This is a genomic window from Giesbergeria giesbergeri (assembly GCF_054779375.1).
The window spans coordinates 782,312-806,737 of the sequence record NZ_BAAGYJ010000002.1 but is presented as its reverse complement, the minus strand read 5'-3'; the positions used below and the strand labels follow the sequence as shown (position 1 = coordinate 806,737).

The following is a 24,426-nucleotide window of genomic DNA, read 5'->3' as shown; positions in this document are numbered from 1 at the left end:
CGAGAAAAGCATATGGTTGAAATTGAACTTGATGGTCAGAAGGTGGAAGTCGCCCCCGGTTGTATGGTGATGCATGCAGCCGAAAAAGTTGGCACTTATATTCCACATTTCTGCTACCACAAAAAGCTCTCCATTGCGGCCAATTGCCGGATGTGTTTGGTAGAGGTGGAAAAAGCACCTAAGCCAATGCCCGCCTGCGCTACTCCTGTAACACAGGGCATGGTGGTTCGTACGAATAGCGAGAAAGCAATCCAAGCACAGAAATCTGTGATGGAATTTTTGCTGATCAATCACCCCTTAGACTGCCCCATCTGTGACCAAGGTGGCGAGTGTCAATTGCAAGACTTGGCTGTGGGTTATGGCGGCACTTCTTCTCGGTATGAAGAAGAAAAGCGCGTTGTATTTCATAAAGATGTAGGGCCTCTCATTTCGATGGAAGAGATGAGTCGCTGCATTCACTGTACCCGTTGTGTTCGGTTCGGCCAGGAAGTGGCTGGAGTCATGGAACTGGGCATGATTCATCGGGGTGAGCATTCCGAAATTACGACTGTGACCGGTAACACAGTGGATTCGGAGTTGTCCGGAAATATGATTGATTTGTGCCCAGTGGGTGCATTGACTAGCAAGCCTTTCCGTTACAGTGCCCGCACTTGGGAGTTATCGCGCCGTAAATCTGTCAGTCCGCATGACTCAACAGGCGCTAATTTGGTGGTGCAGGTTAAAAATCACAAGGTGATGCGCGTTCTTCCCTTCGAAAATGAAGAGGTTAATGAATGCTGGATCGCTGACCGTGATCGATTCTCTTATGAGTCACTCAATAGTGATCAGCGTTTGACGTCACCTATGATCAAGCAAGGTGGTGCTTGGAAAGAGGTAGATTGGCAAACAGCATTAGAGTATGTTGCTAATGGTCTGAAAAATATCAAGGCCCAACATGGTGCCCAAGCAATTGGTGCCCTGGTGAGTCCGCACAGTACAGTTGAAGAGATCTATCTCACCAAAGAATTGGTGCGTGGTTTAGGTAGCAGTAACATTGATTACCGTCTGCGTTCTGCTGATTTCTCAGTTTCTACGGGTACTCGTTGGTTAGGGCGCTCGGTTGCGTCTCTCTCCACATTGCAATCCGTACTGGTGGTTGGTTCTAATTTACGCAAAGATCATCCGTTATTTGCCCAGCGTATCCGTCAGGCCGCACGCAAGGGCTGTGTTGTGACTGCGATTGATTCTGTAGTGCGTGACTGGGCACTGCCAGTGGCTCAGACTTTAATTGCTGCTCCACAGCAGTGGTTTCAAGCTCTTTCTGATGTGGCTGCTGCTGTGGCCCAACAGAAGGGTATTGAGGCTCCTAATGTTCAAGGTCAAGCCGGCGAAGTGGCTACGGCGATAGCGACAGCACTTTTGGCTGGTGAACACAAGGCAGTATTGTTAGGTAATGCAGCTGCACACCATGCTCAAGCGTCTTCTTTATTGGCATTGGCAGGTTGGATTGCTGACCAAACGGGCGCTACTGTTGGTTACTTGACTGAAGCTGCCAACACTGTTGGCGCCCAGTGGATGAAGGCAGTACCTGGTGAAAATGGCCTCAATGCTGCACAAATGTTGGAAGGTCGTCTTAAGGCCGCCTTGCTGTTGCACACAGAACCTGTTTTTGATAGCGCAGCAGGTGTAAAAGCCGCTACAGCATTAGCAGGTGTGGATATGGTCGTCACTCTCAGTCCCTTCAAGGCGAATATGGAGTTCAGTGACGTTTTGTTGCCGATTGCTCCTTTCAGCGAAACTTCAGGTACCTTTGTCAATGCCGAGGGTCGCGTACAAAGTTTCCATGCTGTCGTGCGTCCGTTGGGTGATACCCGTCCAGGTTGGAAAGTGCTCCGTGTATTGGCTAATCTTTTGGACGTAGCTGGTATCAATTTTCAAACCTCGCAAGAAGTATTGGAAAAGGCTACCCATGCTCCCCAAGGTGGTCGGATGGAGTTTGTGCCTGCTGCTGAATTGAGTAATCGCAGTAAAGTTCTTGCGGCGGTGGGTGCTCCCTCGACTACTGATCCGGTGGTTGCATCTATTTACCAGCTGGACGGTATGGTGCGGCGTTCACCCTCTTTGCAGCTAACGATGGATGCACGTCTGGCTTCTACAGGAGTGCAGGCATGATTGATGCAATTTACAACGGTGGTTTGGGGTTGTTGTCTCACACTTGGTGGACGGCGGCTGCTTGGCCTGTGCTTTGGATCTTACTGAAGATTGTGGTCATTCTGGCACCTTTGATGGGGGCGGTGGCATATTTGACCCTGTGGGAGCGTAAATTACTCGGCTTCATGCAAGTTCGCCTCGGCCCAAATCGTGTGGGCCCCATGGGGTTATTGCAACCGATTGCTGATGCGCTCAAACTGCTGACCAAAGAAATTATCCAGCCTTCGGCTTCTAGCAAAGGTTTGTTTATTTTGGGGCCAGTGATGGCCATCATGCCTGCCTTAGCGGCTTGGGTAGTGGTTCCCTTTGGCCCTGAAGTAGCACTCACCAATGTAAACGTTGGTATTTTGCTCATGATGGCTATTACTTCAATTGAAGTGTATGGCGTGATCATTGCGGGCTGGGCATCCAACTCTAAGTATGCCTTCTTGGGTGCCATGCGTGCTTCGGCGCAAATGGTGAGCTATGAAATCGCCATGGGGTTTTGTTTCCTAGTGGTCATCATGGTCTCTGGTAGTATGAATCTGACGGCTGTAGTGACAAGCCAAGCATCTGGTGTGGCAGCTTCTTATGGCCTGAATTTCCTATCTTGGAACTGGTTACCTCTTCTGCCTATTTTTATTGTTTACCTAATTTCTGGTGTGGCTGAAGTCAATCGCCATCCCTTTGACGTGGTAGAAGGCGAAGCAGAGATCGTTGCTGGTCACATGGTTGAATATTCTGGTATGGGTTTTGCCATCTTCTTCTTGGCAGAATATGCCAGCATGTGGTTGGTTTCCATCTTGGCTGTGCTGATGTTTTTGGGTGGTTGGTTGTCTCCAATTGCGGCACTGGACTTCATTCCTGGTTGGATCTGGCTTGGTTTAAAGACCTTTGTGGTTGTGTCGATGTTCATCTGGATTCGCGCTACCTTCCCACGCTTCCGCTATGACCAAATTATGCGTCTGGGCTGGAAGATTTTCATTCCTGTCACTTTGGTGTGGCTGGTGATTGTTGGCGGTTGGTTGCTCTCGCCTTGGAATATCTGGAAATGAACGGGGATACACGAATGTCTGCCGCTACTGCATCCTTTTCCTTCAAGGATTTTTTTAAAAGCTTTATGTTGGTGGAGTTGGTCAAGGGAATGTCCTTGACTGGCCGTTACACCTTCAAACGTAAGGTGACGGTGCAATTTCCAGAAGAAAAAACGCCTCTGTCACCACGCTTTCGTGGGTTGCATGCCTTGCGCCGTTATGACAATGGTGAAGAACGTTGCATTGCTTGCAAGTTGTGCGAAGCAGTTTGTCCGGCAACAGCTATCACGATTGAGTCTGATGTGCGTGCTGACGGGTCGCGTCGTACCACACGTTATGACATCGATCTGACCAAGTGCATTTTTTGCGGTTTCTGTGAGGAAAGTTGTCCAGTCGATTCGATCGTGGAAACCCAGATTCTTGAGTACCATGGTGAAAAGCGTGGTGATTTGTATTTCACCAAAGACATGCTTTTGGCTGTGGGTGATCGATATGAGGCTGAAATCGCTGCTGCCAAAGCAGCAGATGCCAAGTACCGCTAAGTCACATTAACATCCGCCAGACCTCTAAAAAGACTGATTCATGGACGCCAAGACTGGTTTCTTCTATCTGTTCTCGGTTGTGCTGCTTTATTCAGCCTTCCGGGTCATTACAGCCCGCAATCCGGTACATGCCGTTTTGCATTTGATTTTGGCTTTTTCTCAAGCTGCTGGTGTGTGGCTTTTATTGAAGGCTGAATTTTTGGCGATTGTGCTGATCCTAGTTTATCTAGGCGCTGTCATGGTGCTGTTTATGTTTGTCGTGATGATGCTTGACATTCGCGTCGATGCTTTACGACAAGGATTCTGGAAAAATTTTCCAGTGGCTGCGGGTATGGGGGCCTTGATTGCCCTAGAAATGGCTGCTGTGTTGATGGGAGGTTTTGGTAGCGTCGATGAACCCAAGGCTATGGTAGCTGCTGTGGATGCTGCGGGTAATGCGGTTCCATACTTCAATGCCAGAGAATTGGGACGGTTGATGTACACCCAGTATCTCTACCCAGTAGAAATCGCTGCTGTTATTCTCTTGTTGGCAATGGTGGCTGCAATCGCGTTGACGTTGCGTCGACGTAAAGACAGTAAGTTTGTTGATCCTGCAACACAGGTTCGTGTGCGTGCTGAGGATCGGGTACGTCTGGTTCAGTTGGCACCAACGCAGCAAGCAACTCCTGAATCAGTCATCGTCAGTGAGGAGAAAAAAGCATGATACTCACTTTGGGGCATTTCCTTTCTCTGGGGGCTATGCTGTTTGCCTTGGCGGTCGTTGGTATTTTCCTCAATCGGAAAAATCTCATCGTATTGTTGATGGCAATTGAGCTCATGCTCTTGGCAGTGAACATGAATTTTGTTGCCTTCTCTCACTATTTGGGGGACATGCACGGACAAGTGTTCGTTTTCTTCATCTTGACAGTCGCTGCAGCTGAGTCGGCCATCGGTCTGGCTATTTTGGTGTTACTGTTCCGCAATAAGTCTAATATTGATGCGGAAGCACTCGACACTCTTCGCGGTTGATATGCCGGATATGCAAGGTTCTCCACAATGAGTCAAACCCTTTCTGCTTCAACGCTGTTAGCCGTTCCGCTAGCCCCGCTGGTGGGTGCTGCGCTCGCCGGCATTTTTGGTACCACTTTTGGTGGTAACTGGATTGGTCGTCGTGCATCGCACATGCTGACTATTGCAGGTGTCTTTGTTGCTTTCGTATTGTCAGCAATGACCTTGCAAAGTGTCCTCGTTGATGGTGCTCGATTTAATGAGACCATTTATACGTGGATGGTTGTTGGTGGTCTCAAGATGGAAGTGGGCTTCCTGATTGATTCACTAACTGCAATGATGATGTGTGTAGTGACTTTCGTCTCTCTGATGGTACATATCTATACCATTGGATATATGGAAGAAGATGACGGTTATAACCGATTCTTTGCTTACATCTCTCTTTTTACATTCTCTATGCTCATGCTGGTCATGAGCAACAACCTGTTGCAGCTTTTCTTTGGATGGGAAGCAGTAGGGTTGGTATCTTATTTGCTGATTGGTTTTTGGTTTAATAAGCCTTCGGCAATCTTCGCCAACATGAAGGCGTTCTTAGTTAACCGGGTTGGTGACTTTGGTTTCATTTTGGGTATCGGTTTGATTGCAGCCTTTACTGGTACGCTGAATTACAGCGAAATCTTTAGCAAAGCTGCACACTTGGGCGCCCTGTCATTCCCCGGTACGGACTGGATGTTGGTGACAGTAGTTTGTATTTGCCTCTTTATCGGTGCAATGGGTAAATCGGCACAATTTCCCTTGCATGTCTGGTTGCCTGATTCGATGGAGGGTCCCACTCCAATCTCTGCACTGATCCATGCAGCGACAATGGTGACTGCTGGTATTTTTATGGTGGCACGTATGTCGCCATTGTTTGAGCTGAGTGACACGGCATTGAATTTCATCTTGGTCATTGGTTCGATTACAGCGTTGTTCATGGGTTTTCTGGGGATCATTCAGAACGATATTAAGCGGGTTGTGGCCTATTCAACGCTGTCTCAGTTGGGTTACATGACGGTAGCTTTGGGTGCATCTGCCTACTCAGTGGCTGTTTTTCATCTGATGACCCACGCTTTCTTTAAGGCACTGTTGTTCCTAGGCGCGGGTTCAGTCATCATGGGTATGCACCATAACCAAGATATCCGCTGGATGGGTGGGGTACGTAAGTACATGCCTATTACTTGGATTACCTCTTTGTTAGGTTCTCTGGCTTTGATTGGTACACCTTTGTTTTCTGGTTTTTATTCCAAAGACAGTATTATTGAAGCAGTGCACTTTAGTCATCTTCCTGCTGCTGGTTTTGCTCATTTTGCGGTTTTGGCTGGTGTGTTTGTCACAGCGTTTTATTCTTTCCGTATGTACTTCTTGGTATTCCATGGAAAAGAACGCTACGATCAGAACCCAGATGCCCACCATGACGATCACCATGACCATCATCATGGTGATGGCAAGCCACATGAATCTCCTTGGGTAGTGACGTTGCCGTTGGTGCTGCTCGCTATTCCTTCTGTGATCATCGGTTTTATGTCCATCCAGCCGATGTTGTTCGGCGACTTTTTCAAGGATGTGATTTTTGTCGATGCTGTGAAGCATCCCGCCATGGCTAAGTTAGCAGAAATCTTTCATGGTCCTGTAGCCATGGCTGTGCACGGCTTGCAAACAGCACCTTTCTGGTTAGCGTTGGCTGGTGTAGCACTTTCTTACTACATGTACATGGTTAACCCGGCCGTACCTACAGCAATTAAGAAGGCGTGTATGCCTATCTTTAACTTGCTGGAAAACAAGTATTATCTTGATTGGATCAATGAGAATATCTTGGCACGTGGTGCTCGTGCATTGGGTGTAGGCTTGTGGAAGGGTGGCGACCAGGTATTGATTGATGGTGTAGTTGTCAATGGTTCTTGGAAGCTGGTCGGATGGATTGCAGGGCTGGTTCGCCGGGTGCAGACAGGGTATGTCTACCACTATGCATTGGTCATGCTGTTGGGCATTTTTGCTCTCATGACTTGGTTTGTCTGGCTCAACAAGTAGGAGAAAAACAAAAATGGGTTTGTTGAGTCTTGCTATCTGGACGCCTATCGCGTTTGGTGCGTTGTTGCTGGCCTTTGGCCGTGAAGAGCAAGTGCGTGCTGTACGTTGGTTGGCTTTAATTGGCGCACTGATCAGTTTTCTGGTCACGTTGCCTCTCTACAGCGGTTTTCAGACGGGTACTGCTGCTATGCAGTTCGTCGAAAAAACACCATGGATTGAAACTTTCAACATTTTCTATCATCTTGGAGTTGATGGGATTTCGTTCTGGTTCGTTCCATTGACAGCATTCATTACTGTCATTGTGGTGATCGCTTCATGGGAATCTATTACTGAGCGTGTGAATCAGTACATGGGTGCCTTCCTGATCTTGTCAGGATTGATGATTGGTGTTTTTGCCGCGCTTGACGGCATGCTGTTCTATGTTTTCTTCGAAGCTACTTTGATTCCAATGTATTTGATCATTGGTATTTGGGGTGGGCCACGTAAGATCTATGCGGCATTCAAGTTTTTTCTGTATACGTTGTTGGGTTCTTTGCTCACTCTGATTGCACTGATTTATCTCTACCATCAGTCAGGCGGTAGCTTCGATATTGTGAGCTGGCACAAGTTGCCTTTGAGTGCCAGCGCACAAACGCTGTTGTTCTTTGCCTTCTTTGCTGCATTTGCTGTAAAAGTGCCGATGTGGCCAGTGCATACTTGGTTGCCAGATGTTCACGTGGAAGCGCCAACAGGTGGTTCTGCAGTGTTGGCTGCTATTATGTTGAAGCTTGGAGCCTACGGTTTTCTGCGTTTTTCAATGCCGATTGCCCCTGATGCATCCCGTGAATGGGCTTGGTTGATGATTGCATTGTCTTTGCTGGCAGTGTTGTACGTTGGCTTGGTGGCAATGGTGCAAAAAGACATGAAGAAGTTGGTCGCCTACTCTTCTGTCGCACACATGGGTTTTGTGACGTTGGGTTTCTTCTTGTTCAACGACTTAGGTGTATCGGGCGGCCTTGTGCAGATGATTTCTCACGGGTTTGTTTCGGGTGCCATGTTCTTGTCGATTGGTGTGCTGTATGACCGTATGCATTCACGTGAAATCGCTGATTACGGTGGTGTAGTCAATACCATGCCTAAGTTTGCAGCATTTGCACTGCTTTTCACGATGGCCAATTCTGGACTTCCAGGTACAGCAGGGTTCGTGGGTGAATGGATGGTAATTTTGGGTGCTGTGAAGTCCAATTTTTGGGTAGGTATGGGTGCGGCCACTGCGTTGATCTGGGGCGCTGCCTACAGTCTGTGGATGTTCAAGCGTGTCTACTTGGGACCAGTCGCCAATGACCATGTGAAAGCCCTCCAAGATATTGGTGGTCGTGAATTCTTTATCATGGCTGTTTTGGCTGTGGCAGTGTTGTATATGGGCCTATACCCTCGTCCTTTTACCGATGTGATGGATGCTTCTGTGGCTGAGCTACTCAAGCATGTGGCCTTGTCCAAGCTGAACTGAGCATACTGAACTGAGAGACCCGAGATGATTGACAACATCAGTTGGCTTGCGATTTACCCAGAGATACTGCTGCTGGTCATGACCTGCGTGATCGCTTTGGCCGATCTGGGTGTGAACAGCCCCCGCCGTACCGGAACCTACATTCTCACCATCCTTACTCTGGTGGTGTTGGCAGTGCTGCAAGGGGTATATGCTAGTAGCGGCAATACCTTCTATGGTTTTGGAAATATGGTGGTCAGCGACCCAATGGGGAACTGGCTTAAGTGTTTTGCTTCAGTCGCTATGATTGTCACCTTGATCTATGGTCGCCCTTATGCGGCTGATCGTGACATGTTGCGTGGAGGTGAATTCTTCACTTTGGGCTTGCTGTCATTGCTGGGCATGTTTGTCATGATCGGCGGTAATAATTTCTTGCTTATTTATTTGGGCTTGGAGTTGTTGACGTTGTCTGGTTATGCTTTGGTGGCTTTGCGTCGTGATCACACGACAGCAACTGAAGCTGCAATGAAATATTTTATTCTGGGGGCAATGGCCAGTGGTTTCTTGCTTTATGGCCTCTCCATGATCTATGGCGCTACAGGCTCCCTAGATATTGGTGAAGTTTTCAAGGCAGTCAACTCTGGCCAGATTCGCCATCAGGTGTTGGTCTTTGGTGTGGTGTTTGTGGTGGCTGGTTTGGCATTCAAGTTGGGTGCAGCACCATTCCACATGTGGGTTCCTGATGTGTATCAAGGTGCCCCTACAGCTATTACTTTGATGATTGGTGGTGCTCCAAAATTGGCGGCCTTTGCCATCGTCATGCGTTTGTTGGTAGATGGTTTGTTGCCCTTGGCAATTGATTGGCAACAAATGTTGGGCGTTCTGGCTATTGCCTCCCTGTTGGTGGGTAATTTGGCTGCGATTGCGCAGACTAACCTCAAGCGGATGTTGGCTTACTCGACTATTTCCCAAATGGGTTTTGTCTTGTTGGGCTTGATGTCTGGTGTGGTGAATGGAAATGTTGATGCTGCAACTATTCAGAGCGCCTATAGTTCTGCCATGTTCTATGTTGTTACCTATGTGTTGACAACGTTGGCAGCATTTGGGGTTATTTTGCTATTGGCCCGTGAAGGGTTCGAAAGTGAAGAAATTGCCGATATGGCTGGGTTAAATCAGCGTAGTCCTCTATATGCAGGCGTTTTGGCTATTTGCTTGTTCTCGATGGCAGGTATTCCTCCGTTGGTTGGCTTCTATGCTAAGTTGGCAGTGTTGCAATCTTTGATGGCTTCTGGTCAAGGGGTATACATTGCACTGGCAGTTTTTGCGGTAATGATGTCGCTGATTGGTGCGTTCTATTACCTGCGTGTGGTGAAGGTGATGTATTTCGATGCACCTTTGACGGCCACTCGCGTTTCGGCTCCTTTAGAAGTGCGCGTTGTTTTAACCATTAATGGTGCATTGGTACTGATTTTGGGGATTTTGCCCAGTGGTCTGATGTCGTTGTGTACTGATGCGATTGTGCGTTCTTTGGCTACTTAACGTGGTACGCGTCATACATCGGGGTGTGTTCTAAAGGTATTTATGACCCAAGCCAGTGCAGTTTGGTTGGTGGTGTTGGTCGCTTTTTTAGCAGCTAACTTGCCATTTTTTCACCAGCGTATTTTGTTGTTAGGGCCACTGCCCCAACAACAAAAGAGCTTGTGGTGGCGCCTGCTGGAGCTAGTCTGCTGGTATTTTCTGGTGGGACTGTTGGCCTTGGGCTTGGAGTGGCGTGCTGGTCAGGTGGTTTCACAAGGTTGGGAGTTTTACGCAATTACCGCGGCCTTGTTTCTGACACTGGCATTTCCAGGTTTTGTATTTCGCTATTTGATGCACCATCGTCAACCAGTGATCTCGCCTAGTTTAGAGTCTCTCTAATCTGCTGCTTATCACATCAAAAAAAGCCTGCCCGGACATCAATTCCGGGCAGGCTTTTGTCTTGTCAGGCTGTATAGCGCAGTGCTCAGGCCTGTGTTTTCTCGTAGTTGGCGATGCCGTCTGTGATTTCTTTGTGAGCGGCTTCTACACCTTCCCAACCCAGAACCTTGACCCACTTGCCTTCTTCCAAGTCTTTGTAGTGCTCGAAGAAGTGGCTAATGGCTTTGAGGCGCATAGGATTGACATCGCCAATGTCTTTCCACTGCGAGTACATGGCTAGCACTTTGTTGGTGGGTACAGCCAAAACTTTGCCATCCACGCCTGCCTCATCTTCCATTTTCAAGATACCGAGGGCACGGCAAGGTACCACAACACCAGGAAGCAGGGGGTAGGGGGTGATCACCAGCACGTCCACTGGATCACCATCACCGCTCAGCGTTTGGGGAACATAGCCATAGTTGGAGGGATAGTACATGGCCGTGGTCATGAAACGATCCACGAAAATGGCACCTGATTCCTTGTCCACTTCGTATTTGATCGGGTCAGAATCCATTGGGATTTCAATGACCACGTTGAAAGCTTCTGGAACGTTCTTGCCGGGAGTAACTTTGTTCAGGGACATGGTTGTCGATCAGGTTGTTGAGAGATGCCGGGTATCCACATATTGTGACAGGCCGTTGATTTTACTGGCTGAGCCCTTTCAGCCGCCTTGCACCATAGTGGTTTCAGTGTGGAGTCGGGGGGGCTGATGGGTGTGGAGCTGGTTTTTGGCACCAAAAAAGGAGCCGAAGCTCCTTGAATGGTTGGTGCAGTGGGGATGGGGTGTCTCCGCAGACTCAGAGTACGCCTTGACCAAGCATGGCATCGGCCACTTTGACAAAGCCTGCGATGTTGGCGCCGTCAATGTAGCTGACGCTTCCGTCAGCACGCTGACCGTATTGGAGACAGGCCGCATGAATGCCTTGCATGATACCCAGCAGGCGTGCATCCACTTCTTCGCGTGTCCAGTTGAGGCGCAGGGCATTCTGGCTCATCTCTAGGCCCGAGGTGGCCACACCCCCAGCGTTGGAGGCTTTGCCTGGCGCATACAGTACGCCTGCTGCTTCGAATGCTTTGGCTGCCTCGATAGTAGATGGCATATTGGCACCTTCAGCGACACAAATCACGCCGTTGGCGATCAGTGTTTTGGCATCGTTCTCATCCAGTTCATTCTGGGTGGCACAGGGCAGGGCCACATCGACCTTAATACCCCAAGGACGCACACCAGGCAGGAAGTCGGCACCTACTTGTTGAGCGTAATCGCTGACACGGCCATATTGCTTGTTCTTGATGTCCATGAGCAGGGCCAGTTTTTCGGGAGTGAAGCCTGTTTGATCCACCACCGTGCCACTGGAATCCGACACAGTGATGACCTTGGCACCCAGTTGCATGGCTTTTTCTACAGCGTATTGCGCCACATTGCCAGAGCCAGATACAGAGACGGTCAAGCCAGTAAAGGACTTGCCACGGGCCTTGAGCATTTCGTTGGCAAAGTAGACGGTGCCGTAGCCGGTGGCTTCGGGGCGAATCAGTGAGCCACCAAAACTTAGACCCTTGCCCGTGAACACACAGTCTGCACGGTTGCTGAGTTTTTTGTACATGCCAGCGATAAAACCAACTTCACGGCCACCTACCCCAATGTCACCTGCCGGTACATCGGTATCAGCTCCGACATGGCGGAACAGTTCGGAGGCAAATGATTGGCAGAAGCGCATGATTTCGCCTTGGCTTTTACCCTTGGGGTCGAAGTCAGAGCCGCCTTTACCGCCACCCATCGGCAGGGTGGTCAGTGCATTTTTAAAGGTTTGTTCAAAAGCCAAGAATTTGAGTACTGACAGATTGACCGAGGGGTGAAAGCGCAAGCCTCCCTTGTAGGGGCCAATTGCCATGTTGTGTTGGATGCGGTAACCCTTGTTGACTTGGACTTGGCCTTGATCATCCATCCAACTGACGCGGAACATGATCACACGTTCTGGTTCGACCAAACGCTCCAACAGGCCAAACTCGGCATATTTGGGGTTCTTTTCGATGAAGGGCCAGAGGCTTTCCATGACCTCGGTCACGGCTTGCAGGAATTCAGGCTGACCAGGATTGCGCTGGGCGATTTGTTCAAGGAATTGGCCTACGGACTGGTACTTCATGTCAAAAACTTTCTTGCAAAAAAGGGTGTTGCATCATTGGAGTGCAACATTATGTCAAAAAGTCATGTTGCCATACCCATATTGGTGCAACATTGGGCAGTTGATAGAAAAAATCCCCTTTTTGGTTATTTGCCGCGCAAAAATAGTGCGTTCAGTTCCCGTAGGGTGAGTTGGTGCCACGTGGGGCGCCCATGATTGCATTGGTCAGAACGTTCGGTGCTTTCCATCTGACGCAGCAGGGCATTCATTTCGTCCAAGCTGAGTATGCGGTTTGCTCGTACCGCACCATGACAGGCCATCGTGGCCAGAATATCGTTGCGCGCGCGCTCTATGGTGGTGCTGACCTCTTGGGAGGCCAATTCGGCCAGAACGCTGCGGGCCAGTTCGATGACATCGCCTTGTGCCAAAGGCGCTGGTACTGCTCTGACAGCCAGTGTTTTGGGGGAGAAAGGCGTGATCTCTAGGCCCAACAAGGCCAATGCCTTGGCTTGCTCTTCGGCTGTAGCCACTTCTTCAGGGGTCGCTGCAAAAGTGGCTGGAATCAGCAACGGTTGGCTGGCCATTTGGTGACCGTGAGCAGTTTGTGCTTTGAGGCGTTCATAAACAATACGCTCGTGAGCGGCATGCATGTCTACCAGCACCAAGCCTTGGGCGTTTTGGGCCAAGATGTAGATGCCATGTAGCTGTGCCAAAGCTTGGCCCAGAGGCCAGGATGTGATGGGGTGGGGCGCTGTGGGTGGGAGTGCAACAGTAAGAGCTTCTTCAGAAGAGGATGTGGCTTGTTGGTTGACAGCAGTAGTGGGGCTCCAGCCATCTGGGTTGCTGCGCTCTGCCACTTGATGGGTTGCTGCACTACCAGAGGGGGCTTCCCACAGCAGTTTTACATCGTGAACACGGTGGCCAGCCCGTTCTTCCAAGGCGATAGCGGCCTGCTTGCGTAGCGGTGCTGGGCTGCGTGTTGCCCCGTCAGGGGCAGGGCGGTGCGTGGTGGTGGGTGGGGCTAGAGCGGGAGCGGGTGTGGCCGCTGGCATCACTCCGGCACGCGGAAGGGCTAAGGCATTCTCTATGGCATGGCGTACGGCCTGATGCACTTCTCGACTGTCACGGAAGCGTACTTCAATCTTTGTGGGGTGTACATTCACATCCACACGGGCCGGATCTATATCGATATAGAGCACATAGACGGGTTGGCGTTGCCCGTGCAGCACGTCTTCGTAGGCGCTGCGCACAGCATGGGTGATGATCTTATCTCGTATAAAACGTCCGTTGACATAAACAAATTGTTGGTCGGGGCGTGTGCGGGCTGCCTCGGGTAGCCCTACCCGTCCTGTGACAGTGACCAGCCCTTGCGTATATTGCACAGCCGTTGACTGTGCCACCCAATCTTGCTTGAGCACATCGCCAAGGCGGCGAGCAAGTGCGTCTTTGCCTTCTTGACCTGGTACCAATGTGGCCCGCCATTGTTCTACAAGCTTGCCTTCATGCCAGATGGCAAAGCCTACATCGGGCCTGGCCAGTGCCTGACGGCGCACAGCTTCGATACAGTGGGCCAGTTCTGTGGCATCAGATTTGAGAAATTTACGCCGTGCGGGTGTTGAGTAGAACAGTTCTTTGACTTCTACGGTGGTGCCTTGGCTGCGTGCCACAGGGCGTACTTCACCACTGCGTGCATCGAGCAAAAAGGCACTGTCTTGCTCTGGGGGCCGTGAGAGCAAGGCGGTTTCTGACACGGCACAGATGGCGGCAAGGGCTTCACCCCGAAAGCCCATTGTGGCTACGGTTTCCAACTCGTGCAGACTGCTGATTTTGCTGGTGGCATGGCGCCGCAAGGCCAGTGCTAGTTCGGTGTGCGGTATGCCGCAACCGTTGTCTTCTACTGCAATCAGGCGCACGCCACCGGCTAATAGCCGTACTGTGATGTGTGTCGCTCCTGCATCGAGGGCATTGTCTAGCAGTTCGCGAACTACGGAGGCTGGACGTTCGACGACTTCGCCTGCTGCAATTTGGCTGATGAGTTCGTCAGGCAAGTCCCGAATGGGGCGGGACATAAGAGGGGAGGGGGCTGTAGGGGCATTCACCACAGGGATTGTAGGCAGGCATGGCGATAATTGCCGCCTGTTGCTGGAACACCCCATCATGGAAGCTATCTCTTTTCTGCTCGATTTTATTCTGCATGTGGACAAGCACATTGAAGCCTTTGTGCTGGCCTATGGTGTCTGGGTCTATGCCCTGCTGTTTCTGATCGTGTTTGTGGAGACAGGTGTTGTGGTGATGCCGTTCCTGCCGGGGGATTCGCTGCTGTTTATTGTGGGGGCGTTGTGTGGTGCGGGGTTGATCGAATTTGCTCCGGCCTGTGCGGTGCTGTTGGCTGCGGCTATTCTGGGTGATCAATGCAATTACACGATAGGTCGTTATTTCGGGCCGAAGGTGTTTCAGTGGGAAGATTCACGCTGGTTCAACCGCCGTGCCTTTGACCAAGCCCATGCGTTTTATGAGCGTTATGGTGGCATCACGATTGTGTTGGCCCGTTTCATACCTTTTATCCGTACCTTTGCTCCATTTGTGGCGGGGGTGGCTGCAATGGGGCGTAGCAAATTTACCGCCTTCAATGTCGTGGGGGCTTTGATTTGGGTGCTGGGCATTTGTACGGCCGGTTACTTTTTTGGCAATTTGCCTTGGGTGCAAGAAAATTTAGACAAGATCATCTGGGGGCTGATTCTGGTGCCAGGTGTGATCGCCCTTCTGGGGGCCTGGCGTGGAGCCCGCAACAGTGCTGTTGAGGGAGGTGCTTTGTGAATGTGGCGGGGGGGCAGCCATGTCTTGTGGTGTTGGGTACGGGGGGGACTATTGCAGGCACGGCCGTCTGCTCTAGTGACAATCTGGGGTATAGCGCAGCACAACGCAGTGTGCAGGTTTTGTTAGATGGCGTGGGCACTGTGCCGGTTGGTATAGACCTAGTGTCAGAGCAGGTGGCACAGGTAGATAGCAAGGACATGGATGCAGCTATTTGGCAGGCGCTGGCTGCTCGTTGCCAACACTATCTGCGTGACCCACAGGTGTGCGGCATGGTCATTACCCACGGCACAGATACGTTGGAAGAGACGGCATGGTTTTTACACAGTGTGTTGCCAGCGAGCAAACCGGTGGTGTTGACTTGTGCGATGCGTCCCGCTACGGCTTTGTTTGCTGATGGCCCACAGAATTTGCGCGATGCGGTGGTGGTGGCTACACAACCTGGTGCCCAAGGTGTGACAGTGGTTTGTGCCGGGCAGATTCATGCGGCCCAACGTGTGCAGAAGGTACACCCCTATCGCTTGAATGCCTTTGACTCAGGTGATGGTGGGGTGCTGGGCTGGGTAGAAGAGGGGCGGGTGCGCATGGCACAGCCGTGGGTGACTGTAGCCCTTGAAGCCGATGTGGAGAAAGCTGTGTTGCCTTCTGCCGCCTGTTGGCCTCGGGTTGAGATTGTCGTGAGCCATGCTGGAGCCAGTGCCGCCACTGTAGACGCTTTGGTGGCCAGTGGTGTACAGGGGCTGGTAGTGGCAGCCACAGGTAATGGCACCATTCATCAGGCCTTGATCCCAGCCTTGGAGCGGGCAGAAGCCATGGGGGTTGCTGTGTTGGTGAGTACCCGTTGTGTGCAGGGGGCGTTGGTTTCGACGCCAAACAGGCCTCCCCGTTGGCCTTGGGCACCGGGTTTAAGCCCGGTGAAGGCACGGATTACGTTGTTGCTGCAGTTGCTCCACCAATAGGCCCAGCAATTGCGCTGAAATACACATAAAAACGCCCCGTGGTTGACGGGGCGTTACAGGTGCTGGCGCAGCACCGGACAGCACGGACAGATGATCAGCTGGCCAATGCTGTAAAAGCGCGGGCAGTGATGTCTTCTACGGTGCCCGTGCCACTGATGGCGCGGTATTTGGGCGCTGCTTCTGGCTCTTGGGTAGCCCACTGGCTATAGTAGTCTACCAACGGACGGGTTTGGGCGCTGTAGACGTCTAAGCGTTTCTTGACGGTTTCTTCTTTGTCGTCATCGCGTTGTACCAGTGGCTCCCCGGTGACGTCATCTTGGCCTTCCACCTTGGGTGGGTTGAACTTGACGTGGTAAGTGCGGCCCGATGCGGGGTGCGAGCGGCGGCCACCCATGCGCTCAATGATGGCGTCAAAGGGCACGTCAATTTCGAGTACATAGTCGAGCTTGACGCCGGCAGCCTTCATGGCATCGGCTTGAGGAATGGTGCGTGGAAAGCCATCGAACAGGAAGCCGTTGGCACAGTCGGGCTGGGTGATACGCTCTTTGACCAAGTTGATGATCAAGTCGTCACTGACCAAGCCGCCAGCATCCATCACGGCCTTGGCTTGAATACCCAGTGGCGTACCTGCCTTGACAGCGGCACGCAACATGTCGCCAGTAGAGATTTGTGGAATGCCATATTTCTGGCAAATGAAAGTGGCTTGCGTGCCTTTTCCAGCGCCGGGTGCGCCGAGCAGAATCAGTCTCATGGAAAGTCCTCTGGATGTGGAAATGGATGGCCGCCGCTGACCGGAAATGTTCTGGGCGCAGCGTTCTTGTCAGCGGGCAAGGATAGCATGCACTGCCTGTGGTCGGGCTTACGCCAGCAAGGCCCGTACCCGCTCTAAGTCTTCGGGGGTGTCTACACCAGGGCCGGGAGCAGTGGCCGTGACATGGACTGCAATGCGGTGTCCATGCCAGAGGGTGCGCAATTGTTCTAGAGCCTCAAGGGCTTCGGTGGGGGCGGGTGCCAGTTGTGGAAACTGGCGCAGAAAGCCTGCCCGATAGCTGTAGAGGCCAATATGGCGCAGTGGTGCAAAGCCTGTCAGGGCGGCGATGTTGGTGTGGCTCTGGGCGGCCCGGCCATCCCACCACGCAGTGCCTGCCAGATCGCGGGCATGGGGAATGGGGGCACGGCTGAAGTACTGTGCCATATGGTGAGCATCTAACACCACCTTGACGATATTGGGGTTGGTGTAGTCGGCCAAGGTGCTAATGGGGTGGGCAGCGGTGCCCATGCTGGCGCTGGGGTGCTGGTGCAGTAGTGCTGCCACGGCAGCAATCAGCAGGGGATCTATTAATGGTTCATCGCCCTGCACATTGACCACCACATCATTTCCGGACAGCTCCAGTAGTGCGCAGGCCTCGGCCAAGCGGTCGCTGCCATTGGCATGATGGGGCTGCGTGAGGATAGATTCGATGCCGTGGTTGGCACAGGCTTGCTGGATGCGGACATCGTCGGTTGCCACCACGGTACGCAGAGCGCCACTTTGTGCTGCACGTTGGGCTACCCGCACGACCATCGGTAGGCCTGCAATATCTGCCAGTGGTTTATTGGGCAGGCGGCTGGAGGCCATCCGTGCCGGAATCAGCACGGTGAAGTCAGTAGTGCCGGACGTCATGCCAAAGATGCCCAGTGTTCTAGTTCGTCATCACTCAGGGGGCGCGACTCGTCTTCCAGCAAGACTGGAATGCCATCGCGTACCGGGTAAGCCAACCGGGCACTGCGCGAGATCAGTTCTTGGTATTCACGGTCGTAGATGAGCGGGCCTTTGGTGACGGGGCAAACCAGCAGTTCAAGCAGTTTCGGGTCCATGGTGGTGCAAGGCTCAATGGCAAGGGGAAGGGCGTGATGATAGTGTGCGGGCCAGATGGGCGTCGAGTGCCATAAAAAATTCGGGGGCTATCTCTACTTGTAATGGCACAGCCAGTGCCTCTGGGTGGTGGCGCCAGAGCTTGATGGCATCTTTTTCTGTACACAGCAGGGGTTGATTAGCCGGAGTGGGACATTGCCAACCCTCGAAGTTGAAATGGTCGGGCAGGGCCACAGTGCGGTTTAGCTGTAGCCCTTGGGTTGCCAGCATGGCAAAAAAATGTTCGGGTCGGGCAATGGCTGCTACTGCTACCAATGGTTGGTCTTGCAACGTGCACAAGGGCACTCGGGTGCCATCAACACGTATGGCCCAAGGAGCCAGTTGGCGTTTCAGGGCAAAGGTGGGGGCATTACTGACGGGAGGAGGCCCAGCATGTACCACCAAATCGACGGCACGGGGCCAAGGTTCGCGCAGGGGGCCAGCTGGGAGCAACCAAGCATTGCCGATTCCGTCTTCGTTGAAAACACAGATCTCGACATCACGCGCTAAAGCCCAGTGTTGTAGCCCGTCATCACAAACGATGATGTTGATCTCGGGGTGATGTGCTCGCAAATGGCGGGCAGCATCTATGCGTTGCGGGGCAACGGCCACTGGCACGTTGCAGGTTTGTGCCAACAGCAGAGGCTCGTCACCCACATCGTCTGGGTGGCTATCAGCTTGGACGCTACGACAGTCATGGCTATGACGGCCATAGCCGCGTGAGACTACACCAGGATGCCAGCCTTGGTTTTGCAGATGGCGGACAACGGCCATGACCACTGGCGTTTTGCCCGCACCCCCAGCAATCACATTACCCACCACAATGACGGGCACCCCCGGATGTTGTGTGGGTAGCCAACGCCAGTGGTAGAGGATTTGTCGCCCACGCGCCAGCAGCCCATAAAGCAGGGACAAGGGCCATAAGAGCCTGGCACCCCAGTGGCGATGGTGCCATAGGCGGCGCAATGCAGCTTCAGACATGATTGAAGGAAGCCTGCCTTTGGGTGTACGTCAGGGATTGGCCGCCCCTGTACTGGCTGACGATTGGGTGGCAAAGGTGATTTGCGTTAGCCCAGCACGGCGTGCTGCCTCCATCACGGTGATGACGGCTTGGTGAGGGGCTGTGGCATCGGCACTGATGACGATAATGCTGCCCGACTGCCCTTTGGCAGCATCGCGCAAGGCGCTAGCCATAGGGTCTACGCCTTTGCCAGTCACGGCCATTTTATTGACAGCATAGCGACCATCAGCGGCTACGGCGACGATGATTTCTTTGGGCCGATCACGCATTTGTTCGGTGTCAGCCACAGGCAGCGTTAGTTGCATCTCGGTGAACTTGCTGTAGGTGGTGGTCAGCATCAGGAAGATGAGAATCACCAGCAGTACGTCGATGAACGGGATCAGGTTGATCTCCGGTTCTTCTTTCTGGCGCGGGCGGAAGTTCATTTGCGCAATTGCATTAGGTGGCGCACAAACTGATCTGCCGACAACTCGAGCGTGAGCAGATAGGCATCCACACGGGCGCGAAAATAGCGCCAGAAAATCAGTGCAGGAATGGCCACGATCAACCCGAAGGCTGTGTTGTACAGAGCCACAGAGATACCATGTGCCAACCGGGCTGGGTTGCCGCTGCTGATGGTTTGTCCGAGTCCGCCTGCATCGACTTGTGAGCCGAAAATTTCGATCATGCCAATGACGGTGCCCAACAGACCCAGCAAGGGAGCTGCTGAGGCAATAGTGGCTAGCGCACTGAGGTATTTTTCTAATCGGTGAGCCACTGCACGGCCGGTGCCTTCCATGGTGGCGCGCAGATCGGTTTCAGTGCAACGAGGATTGGTGTTGATGGCTTGTAGCCCACTGGCCAGCACTTCGCCCAGTGCAGAGTTCTGTGCCAATTGGGCCACCACGTCTGGGCTAGGAACACCGCTGCTAGAGACCGTCATGGCTTCTTGGAGCAATTGTGGGGGGGTGATGCGCGCTGTGCGTAAGGTGACAAAACGCTCAATAATCAGCGCCAGCGCCAGAACGGAACAGGCAATCAAAGGCCAGATGGGCCAGCCTGCGGCTTGTATGATCGACAACAATGTTCTCTCTCCGCTCGGGTAAGGAAACGGCGATTATCTCCTAGCTTGCCTTCATTCTGGCGTGGCCCGTCTGCTGCACTGGGTCATCCACATTCTCTGTGGACAAGGTTGTGGAAAACCTTTACCTGCCACCTTGCTAGCCCGCATCACTGCGTGAAAGTGACAGGTTGATGAAAAAATAGGCAGTTCAATAAAGATCGCTGTCTGCCAGAGTAAAGGGGTAGTCGTTGTCAAAATCCAGTGGCGTGTAGCAGCGGTACACGGGTTGCACAGGCAGTGGCGGGGCCACGGGTGTAAAGCCAAGCAAGGGCAACCATGGGTGTGCGGGGCAGGCTTGTCCGATAAAGGTGTCTAGGTGGGAGATGCCACGGTCTCGTAGCCAGCGGGTTATTTGGAGCCAAGCATCACGCACAGCCTGGGGCGCTTGAGGGAGCACCAGATCCACGAGGATGGCCCGTCCTGGTTCGGTGGGGGTCAGAACCACAAAGCCTACAGGCGCAGCAGAGGTGATAGACCACAATGCAAAACGCCAATAAGGTTGTCCTTGGCGATCATCGAAACGCCAAGCCAAGAATTCACGATCACGTACCAGTGAGATGCGTAGACCCTGACGGTATTGTGCCCACAGAGTGTTCCAGGTCGGTTCGGCAAATTGTGTGGGTAGAACCTGGATGGCATAGCCATGTTCTTGTGGGGATGGAGTTGGTAGAGATTGGCGCCACCAATGGCCCTTGTGGTATGGGGTGCAAACATTCAGTAACGTGCTCAGGCGTGCCCGTCGATCGAGTCCTATCCCCATACACAGGAGTGCCTCTTGAGCACCAGCGGCATGAAACGCCTGTTCTGTGGAAACAAACAGCCCTTGTCGGCTAGCTCCGGAGTGGTGGCGCCATAACGGGTGACTGTAATTGTCGCGTGCTATCAGTAAGGGCTGCTCTTGCCCTTGTATCCAGCAACGATGCACCGTGGCGCCGAAAAAGGCAGCCACGGTGCCATCGGGTGCTTGACTGATCCAGCCCCGCCAGCCTGCCTGATGTGGTTGGTGCCACTGATAACGCCAAGCCCAGACTTGGGGGGGGCGGTGTGTCACAAAGCTGTGCATGAACCCCGCCTGTACCGCAGGCCAGTCGGACTCGGTCATGGCGCGCACTGTGCAACGGGCCAGCGGAGATTTAGTCATGGTTCATCGCAATGATGTGGGTTCCGGCATAGCGCATTTGGTAGTGCAGACGGTAGGTCTCTTGCAAGAAGTCTTTCCATTTATCCCGCAAAAGTTGGGATTCTTGCTGGAGTTGTGTGCGCTGGGCATCGGTGTTCATGACGCCACGGGTGCGTGATTCACGGTGAATGCAGGTGACATCGCTGGCCTGCACCACCCGCCAACCGAGTTGGCGGACATGCAGGTTGAAGTCCACATCGTTGAAAGATACGGCAAATCGTTCATCAAATCCGCCACAGGCATCAAAAACGGTGCGCCGGGTGAGTAGGCAGGCACCCGTGACCGCAGAGACATTGCGCGGAATATTCAGGCCTTTGCCATCGCGTTCATCCACGATATTGCGTGCGCCCCAGCCAACGTCGGTGGCGATGCCATCGTGTTGTAGGCCGCCGCCGTCTTGTGGGTCATATTCCAAACGGGCACCAACAATACCGATGCCTGTGTCTAGGGTTAGATAACGGGCCAGTTGGGTCAGGGTGGTGGGCGCTTTGAGTTCTACATCGTCGTTGAGGAACAGTAGCCAAGGCGTGATGGCATGGCGGGCTGCTGTGTTGTTGAGTGCAGCCCAGTTGAAGGGGCGGTTGTCGTACAGAACGCGCCATCCGGTTTGGTGCTGTGCTAACGCCACCAGTTGTGCGGTGGCGTGGTCATCTGCTGAAACGTTGTTGCATACCAGTAGCACTTGCAGCGAGGGGTAATCTTGCTGCTGTAGCGAAGTCAATAGTCGTGCCAAGTCCTCTGGGTTGTGGTGGGTCAGGATCACGACCGTGAGGGGTTCTAGTGGAGCTTCCCATTGGTGACGCAAGCCCGCACCTTGTTTGGCGGGCTGGCTGTGGACGTGTTGTAAGCCTTGGTTTTGTAGATGGAGCGAAACGCTGCGGCAGGCCGCTTCTAGCACATAGGGTTTGGCCGATACTGCATAGGCTACCGAGGTCTCAGTGGCCCGCCAGTCGTACAGTGGCAGGGCGATGTGTCTGACTTGCAACTGGGGCCGTGCTGCCAGACGCAACCACAAATCCCAGTCCTGACTGCCATCCAAGCCTTCGCGTAGCCCACCTACCTGTGTGAGCACGTCATGGCGTACAGCGGTCAAATGATTGATGTAATTGAGGTGCAGCAGGGTTTCTGGTGCCCAGTCTGGCTTGTGGTAGGTGTGCAGCAATGCGCCGTTGCGGTCGATCATTCTGCTGTCGGTATAAAGGCATTCAAGATCTGGATGGCTGCGGATACAGCCCGCCATTTCCAATAAGGCATCGGGATCGAGCCGGTCGTCGTGATCCAGAAAGGCCACCCAGTCGGCCTGTGCCAAGGCGATGGCTGTTTGCGAGGCCGCCACAATACCCCCCCGTTGGGGACGGTGCTGGATGCGCAGACGTGGATCTTGCGCGGCCAAGTTCTTGAGTTGCTCCAGTAGCGCCAGCACCGGGGGGTGGGTGCTGGCGTCATCAGCGATACAGAGTTGCCAGTGCGGGTACGTTTGTTGCAGTACCGAGTGCACAGCCTCGGTCAAAAATTCGGGGGCCGGATCACAAACTGGCAGGATGATGGCAAAGGTCGGGCCCGCTTGAAAGGCTTGGCCCACCAGACGGCTGAGGCTAGAGCTGGCGATAGACCCAGGCGCTAACAAATCAGCCCAACGGTGCAACTGCGTGAGGGTATTTTGCCCATGCTGCAGTGCTTGCTGGCTGCGCTGGGCTTGGGTGGCGTGCTCTTGGGCGCGTTTTTGGGCAGTGTTTCGTTCTGACTCCAAGGCATCCACCAGATTGACGAGGCGTTCGAGGCTTGCCAATGAGAGACGTTCCACAATTTTGCGCAACACAGCTTGGCGCCAAACCAGATAGCCTTTGCGTTCATGTTGGGTTTGCAGATCTGCTTTTTCACCCGGCTTGGGATATTGGCGGTATTCGCACACCAGCTCCGGAACCCGCCTGAAGGTGCAACCTTCGAGTTCGGCACGAACCAAGAAGTCCCAATCTTCATAGGCCTCTAGTGCTTCATCGAACCTGAGGCGTTGTGCCAGTCGTGTGCGGCAGACATAGCTGTGCAGGGGGATGTGGTTGCCTGCCAGTAGACGGCCTGCCCGCCAATCTTGGCCTAGCGGCTCTCCTGTATCGAGTACTTGCACCTTGCCTTTTTGGTAGTCGCAAGTGGCCAGACGGTAGTCGCCATAGGCCAGATCCAGCAGCGGGGCAGCCTCTAGTTCGGTCACTAGCAGTGCCAGATGGTCTGGGAGCCAGACATCGTCTTGATCGAGAAAGGCGAGATATTCGCCTTGTGCTGCCGCTATGCCTGCATTGAGGTTGGCCGCACGCGGCCCTGGCCCTTGCACCACACGTATCGGTACAGTGGTTGGCCCCTCTGTGGGCCAAGTGCTCCCATGCCAAACCACCACCACTTCTAATTGGTCGTAACTCTGTTCGGCCAGACTGAGCAGGGCTACCGCTAATAGAGCGGGATCATCGGCCCGTACCACGACTGAGACCAAGGGGCGATTTTCAAAAAAATTTTGTTCGCTACCGTCCCACATATAACGGACATAGGCTTCACCATGTGGCGCTGCAATCGCCGCACCACGCAAGGTCGCCAGACCCTGCGTATGGGCTTGGTAGTCATACTGTGCCTGTTGGGAAGCGTGGCAGGCCAGCGCCTGGAGTTTGCGTTCGAGCAGTAAGGGCTCGATGTGGTTGGGGTACGGTAGCGGGCTGGTGGTTTCATAAAACCACAATTCACCCGACCAGTGCTGGGTCAGGGCAGCCACCACCCCTCGTGTCAGGCGACGGTGGTCTGGATGGGATTCACTCGGTGCCGGTAGTGCAATATCGGTGGGGTGATAGGCACTGACCAAGGCGCGGTAACGTTCCTGTATGGCCTGATTCAGGGGTAAGGCACCATCTTGGTGCTCCCAGCATTGCGCTGGGGGGGCTTGCAGTACGGCCAGTCCGGCTTGTAATTCTTGTTGCCGTATTTGCGGATCACCCCCCAACCCGCCATTGGTAATAACGACTACCTTGACCACACCCCCCTGATTGAGGGTGTTCATGATCAGGGCTGCACACCCCAACAACTCGTCATCGGGGTGGGGAGCCAGCACCAGCAAGCGCATACGCAGGTCT

The 24,426-nt window shown here is 53.1% G+C and carries 22 protein-coding genes; 11 read left to right on the top strand and 11 right to left on the bottom strand.

Going from position 1 to position 24,426, the window contains the following annotated elements; all coding sequences use genetic code 11:
• Window positions 1-12 precede the first annotated feature (12 nt).
• The 9 genes from nuoG to ACYVB2_RS07820 are packed head-to-tail and all read left to right on the top strand — an operon-like array spanning window position 13 to window position 10,184.
• Window positions 13-2,151, top strand: coding sequence for an NADH-quinone oxidoreductase subunit NuoG (gene nuoG, locus ACYVB2_RS07860; protein WP_382429843.1), 2,139 nt, complete (start codon window positions 13-15; stop codon window positions 2,149-2,151).
• The gene (gene nuoH, locus ACYVB2_RS07855) at window positions 2,148-3,224 is read left to right on the top strand and encodes an NADH-quinone oxidoreductase subunit NuoH (RefSeq protein ID WP_382429845.1); all 1,077 of its coding nucleotides are present in this window, start codon (window positions 2,148-2,150) and stop codon (window positions 3,222-3,224) included. Before nuoG ends, nuoH begins: the two co-directional genes overlap by 4 nt.
• A 14-nt stretch (window positions 3,225-3,238) precedes the next feature.
• A complete protein-coding gene (nuoI, locus tag ACYVB2_RS07850) occupies window positions 3,239-3,745 on the top strand; it encodes an NADH-quinone oxidoreductase subunit NuoI (RefSeq protein ID WP_382429847.1) in 507 nt (168 codons plus the stop codon).
• A gap of 40 nt (window positions 3,746-3,785) precedes the next feature.
• A complete protein-coding gene (locus tag ACYVB2_RS07845; RefSeq protein WP_382429849.1) occupies window positions 3,786-4,448 on the top strand; it encodes an NADH-quinone oxidoreductase subunit J in 663 nt (220 codons plus the stop codon).
• A complete protein-coding gene (gene nuoK, locus ACYVB2_RS07840) occupies window positions 4,445-4,753 on the top strand; it encodes an NADH-quinone oxidoreductase subunit NuoK (RefSeq protein ID WP_382429851.1) in 309 nt (102 codons plus the stop codon). Before ACYVB2_RS07845 ends, nuoK begins: the two co-directional genes overlap by 4 nt.
• 27 nt (window positions 4,754-4,780) lie before the next feature.
• Window positions 4,781-6,799, top strand: a complete 2,019-nt coding sequence (nuoL, locus tag ACYVB2_RS07835) for an NADH-quinone oxidoreductase subunit L (protein ID WP_382429853.1) — start codon at window positions 4,781-4,783, stop codon at window positions 6,797-6,799.
• Between the two features lie 13 nt (window positions 6,800-6,812).
• Window positions 6,813-8,288: an NADH-quinone oxidoreductase subunit M gene (locus tag ACYVB2_RS07830; protein WP_382429855.1), complete on the top strand. Its 1,476-nt coding sequence runs from the start codon at window positions 6,813-6,815 to the stop codon at window positions 8,286-8,288.
• Window positions 8,289-8,312: 24 nt separating this feature from the next.
• Window positions 8,313-9,806, top strand: coding sequence for an NADH-quinone oxidoreductase subunit NuoN (gene nuoN / locus ACYVB2_RS07825; protein WP_382429857.1), 1,494 nt, complete (start codon window positions 8,313-8,315; stop codon window positions 9,804-9,806).
• 42 nt (window positions 9,807-9,848) lie between these two features.
• Window positions 9,849-10,184 (top strand): DUF2818 family protein, encoded by a 336-nt coding sequence (locus ACYVB2_RS07820; protein WP_382429859.1) that lies wholly within the window; start codon window positions 9,849-9,851, stop codon window positions 10,182-10,184.
• An 85-nt stretch (window positions 10,185-10,269) separates the two neighbouring features.
• Here ACYVB2_RS07820 and ppa read toward each other — a convergent pair whose 3' ends face one another.
• From ppa to mutL, 3 genes are all read right to left on the bottom strand, one after another.
• Window positions 10,270-10,806 carry an inorganic diphosphatase gene (gene ppa, locus ACYVB2_RS07815; protein WP_382429860.1) on the bottom strand — a complete coding sequence of 179 codons (537 nt, stop codon included), beginning with the start codon at window positions 10,804-10,806 and terminating at the stop codon, window positions 10,270-10,272.
• Window positions 10,807-11,020: 214 nt separating this feature from the next.
• Complete coding sequence (gdhA, locus tag ACYVB2_RS07810; protein WP_382429862.1) at window positions 11,021-12,364, bottom strand: NADP-specific glutamate dehydrogenase; 1,344 nt, start codon at window positions 12,362-12,364, stop codon at window positions 11,021-11,023.
• Window positions 12,365-12,489: 125 nt separating this feature from the next.
• Window positions 12,490-14,412, bottom strand: coding sequence for a DNA mismatch repair endonuclease MutL (gene mutL, locus ACYVB2_RS07805; protein WP_382429864.1), 1,923 nt, complete (start codon window positions 14,410-14,412; stop codon window positions 12,490-12,492).
• Between the two features lie 88 nt (window positions 14,413-14,500).
• Here mutL and ACYVB2_RS07800 point away from each other — a divergent pair, with 88 nt between their 5' ends.
• Window positions 14,501-15,160 carry a DedA family protein gene (locus ACYVB2_RS07800; protein WP_382429866.1) on the top strand — a complete coding sequence of 220 codons (660 nt, stop codon included), beginning with the start codon at window positions 14,501-14,503 and terminating at the stop codon, window positions 15,158-15,160.
• Window positions 15,157-16,116: an asparaginase gene (locus tag ACYVB2_RS07795; protein WP_382429868.1), complete on the top strand. Its 960-nt coding sequence runs from the start codon at window positions 15,157-15,159 to the stop codon at window positions 16,114-16,116. Before ACYVB2_RS07800 ends, ACYVB2_RS07795 begins: the two co-directional genes overlap by 4 nt.
• A 94-nt stretch (window positions 16,117-16,210) precedes the next feature.
• On the opposite strand, the gene adk is transcribed toward ACYVB2_RS07795, so the two are convergent.
• The 8 genes from adk to ACYVB2_RS07755 form a co-directional block, all read right to left on the bottom strand.
• A complete protein-coding gene (gene adk, locus ACYVB2_RS07790) occupies window positions 16,211-16,867 on the bottom strand; it encodes an adenylate kinase (RefSeq protein WP_382429870.1) in 657 nt (218 codons plus the stop codon).
• A 108-nt stretch (window positions 16,868-16,975) separates the two neighbouring features.
• Window positions 16,976-17,779 (bottom strand): 3-deoxy-manno-octulosonate cytidylyltransferase, encoded by an 804-nt coding sequence (gene kdsB / locus ACYVB2_RS07785; protein ID WP_382429872.1) that lies wholly within the window; start codon window positions 17,777-17,779, stop codon window positions 16,976-16,978.
• Window positions 17,776-17,973, bottom strand: coding sequence for a Trm112 family protein (locus ACYVB2_RS07780; RefSeq protein WP_382429874.1), 198 nt, complete (start codon window positions 17,971-17,973; stop codon window positions 17,776-17,778). Before ACYVB2_RS07780 ends, kdsB begins: the two co-directional genes overlap by 4 nt.
• A gap of 13 nt (window positions 17,974-17,986) precedes the next feature.
• The gene (lpxK, locus tag ACYVB2_RS07775; protein WP_382429876.1) at window positions 17,987-18,991 is read right to left on the bottom strand and encodes a tetraacyldisaccharide 4'-kinase; all 1,005 of its coding nucleotides are present in this window, start codon (window positions 18,989-18,991) and stop codon (window positions 17,987-17,989) included.
• Between the two features lie 30 nt (window positions 18,992-19,021).
• Window positions 19,022-19,456: an ExbD/TolR family protein gene (locus ACYVB2_RS07770; RefSeq protein ID WP_382429878.1), complete on the bottom strand. Its 435-nt coding sequence runs from the start codon at window positions 19,454-19,456 to the stop codon at window positions 19,022-19,024.
• On the bottom strand, window positions 19,453-20,094 hold the full coding sequence (locus ACYVB2_RS07765; RefSeq protein ID WP_382429880.1) for a MotA/TolQ/ExbB proton channel family protein: 642 nt from the start codon (window positions 20,092-20,094) through the stop codon (window positions 19,453-19,455). The genes ACYVB2_RS07770 and ACYVB2_RS07765 overlap by 4 nt, the downstream gene beginning before the upstream one ends.
• Window positions 20,095-20,281: 187 nt before the next feature.
• On the bottom strand, window positions 20,282-21,274 hold the full coding sequence (locus tag ACYVB2_RS07760; protein ID WP_382429882.1) for a hypothetical protein: 993 nt from the start codon (window positions 21,272-21,274) through the stop codon (window positions 20,282-20,284).
• Window positions 21,267-24,416 carry a glycosyltransferase gene (locus ACYVB2_RS07755; protein ID WP_382429884.1) on the bottom strand — a complete coding sequence of 1,050 codons (3,150 nt, stop codon included), beginning with the start codon at window positions 24,414-24,416 and terminating at the stop codon, window positions 21,267-21,269. Before ACYVB2_RS07755 ends, ACYVB2_RS07760 begins: the two co-directional genes overlap by 8 nt.
• Window positions 24,417-24,426: the final 10 nt, after the last annotated feature.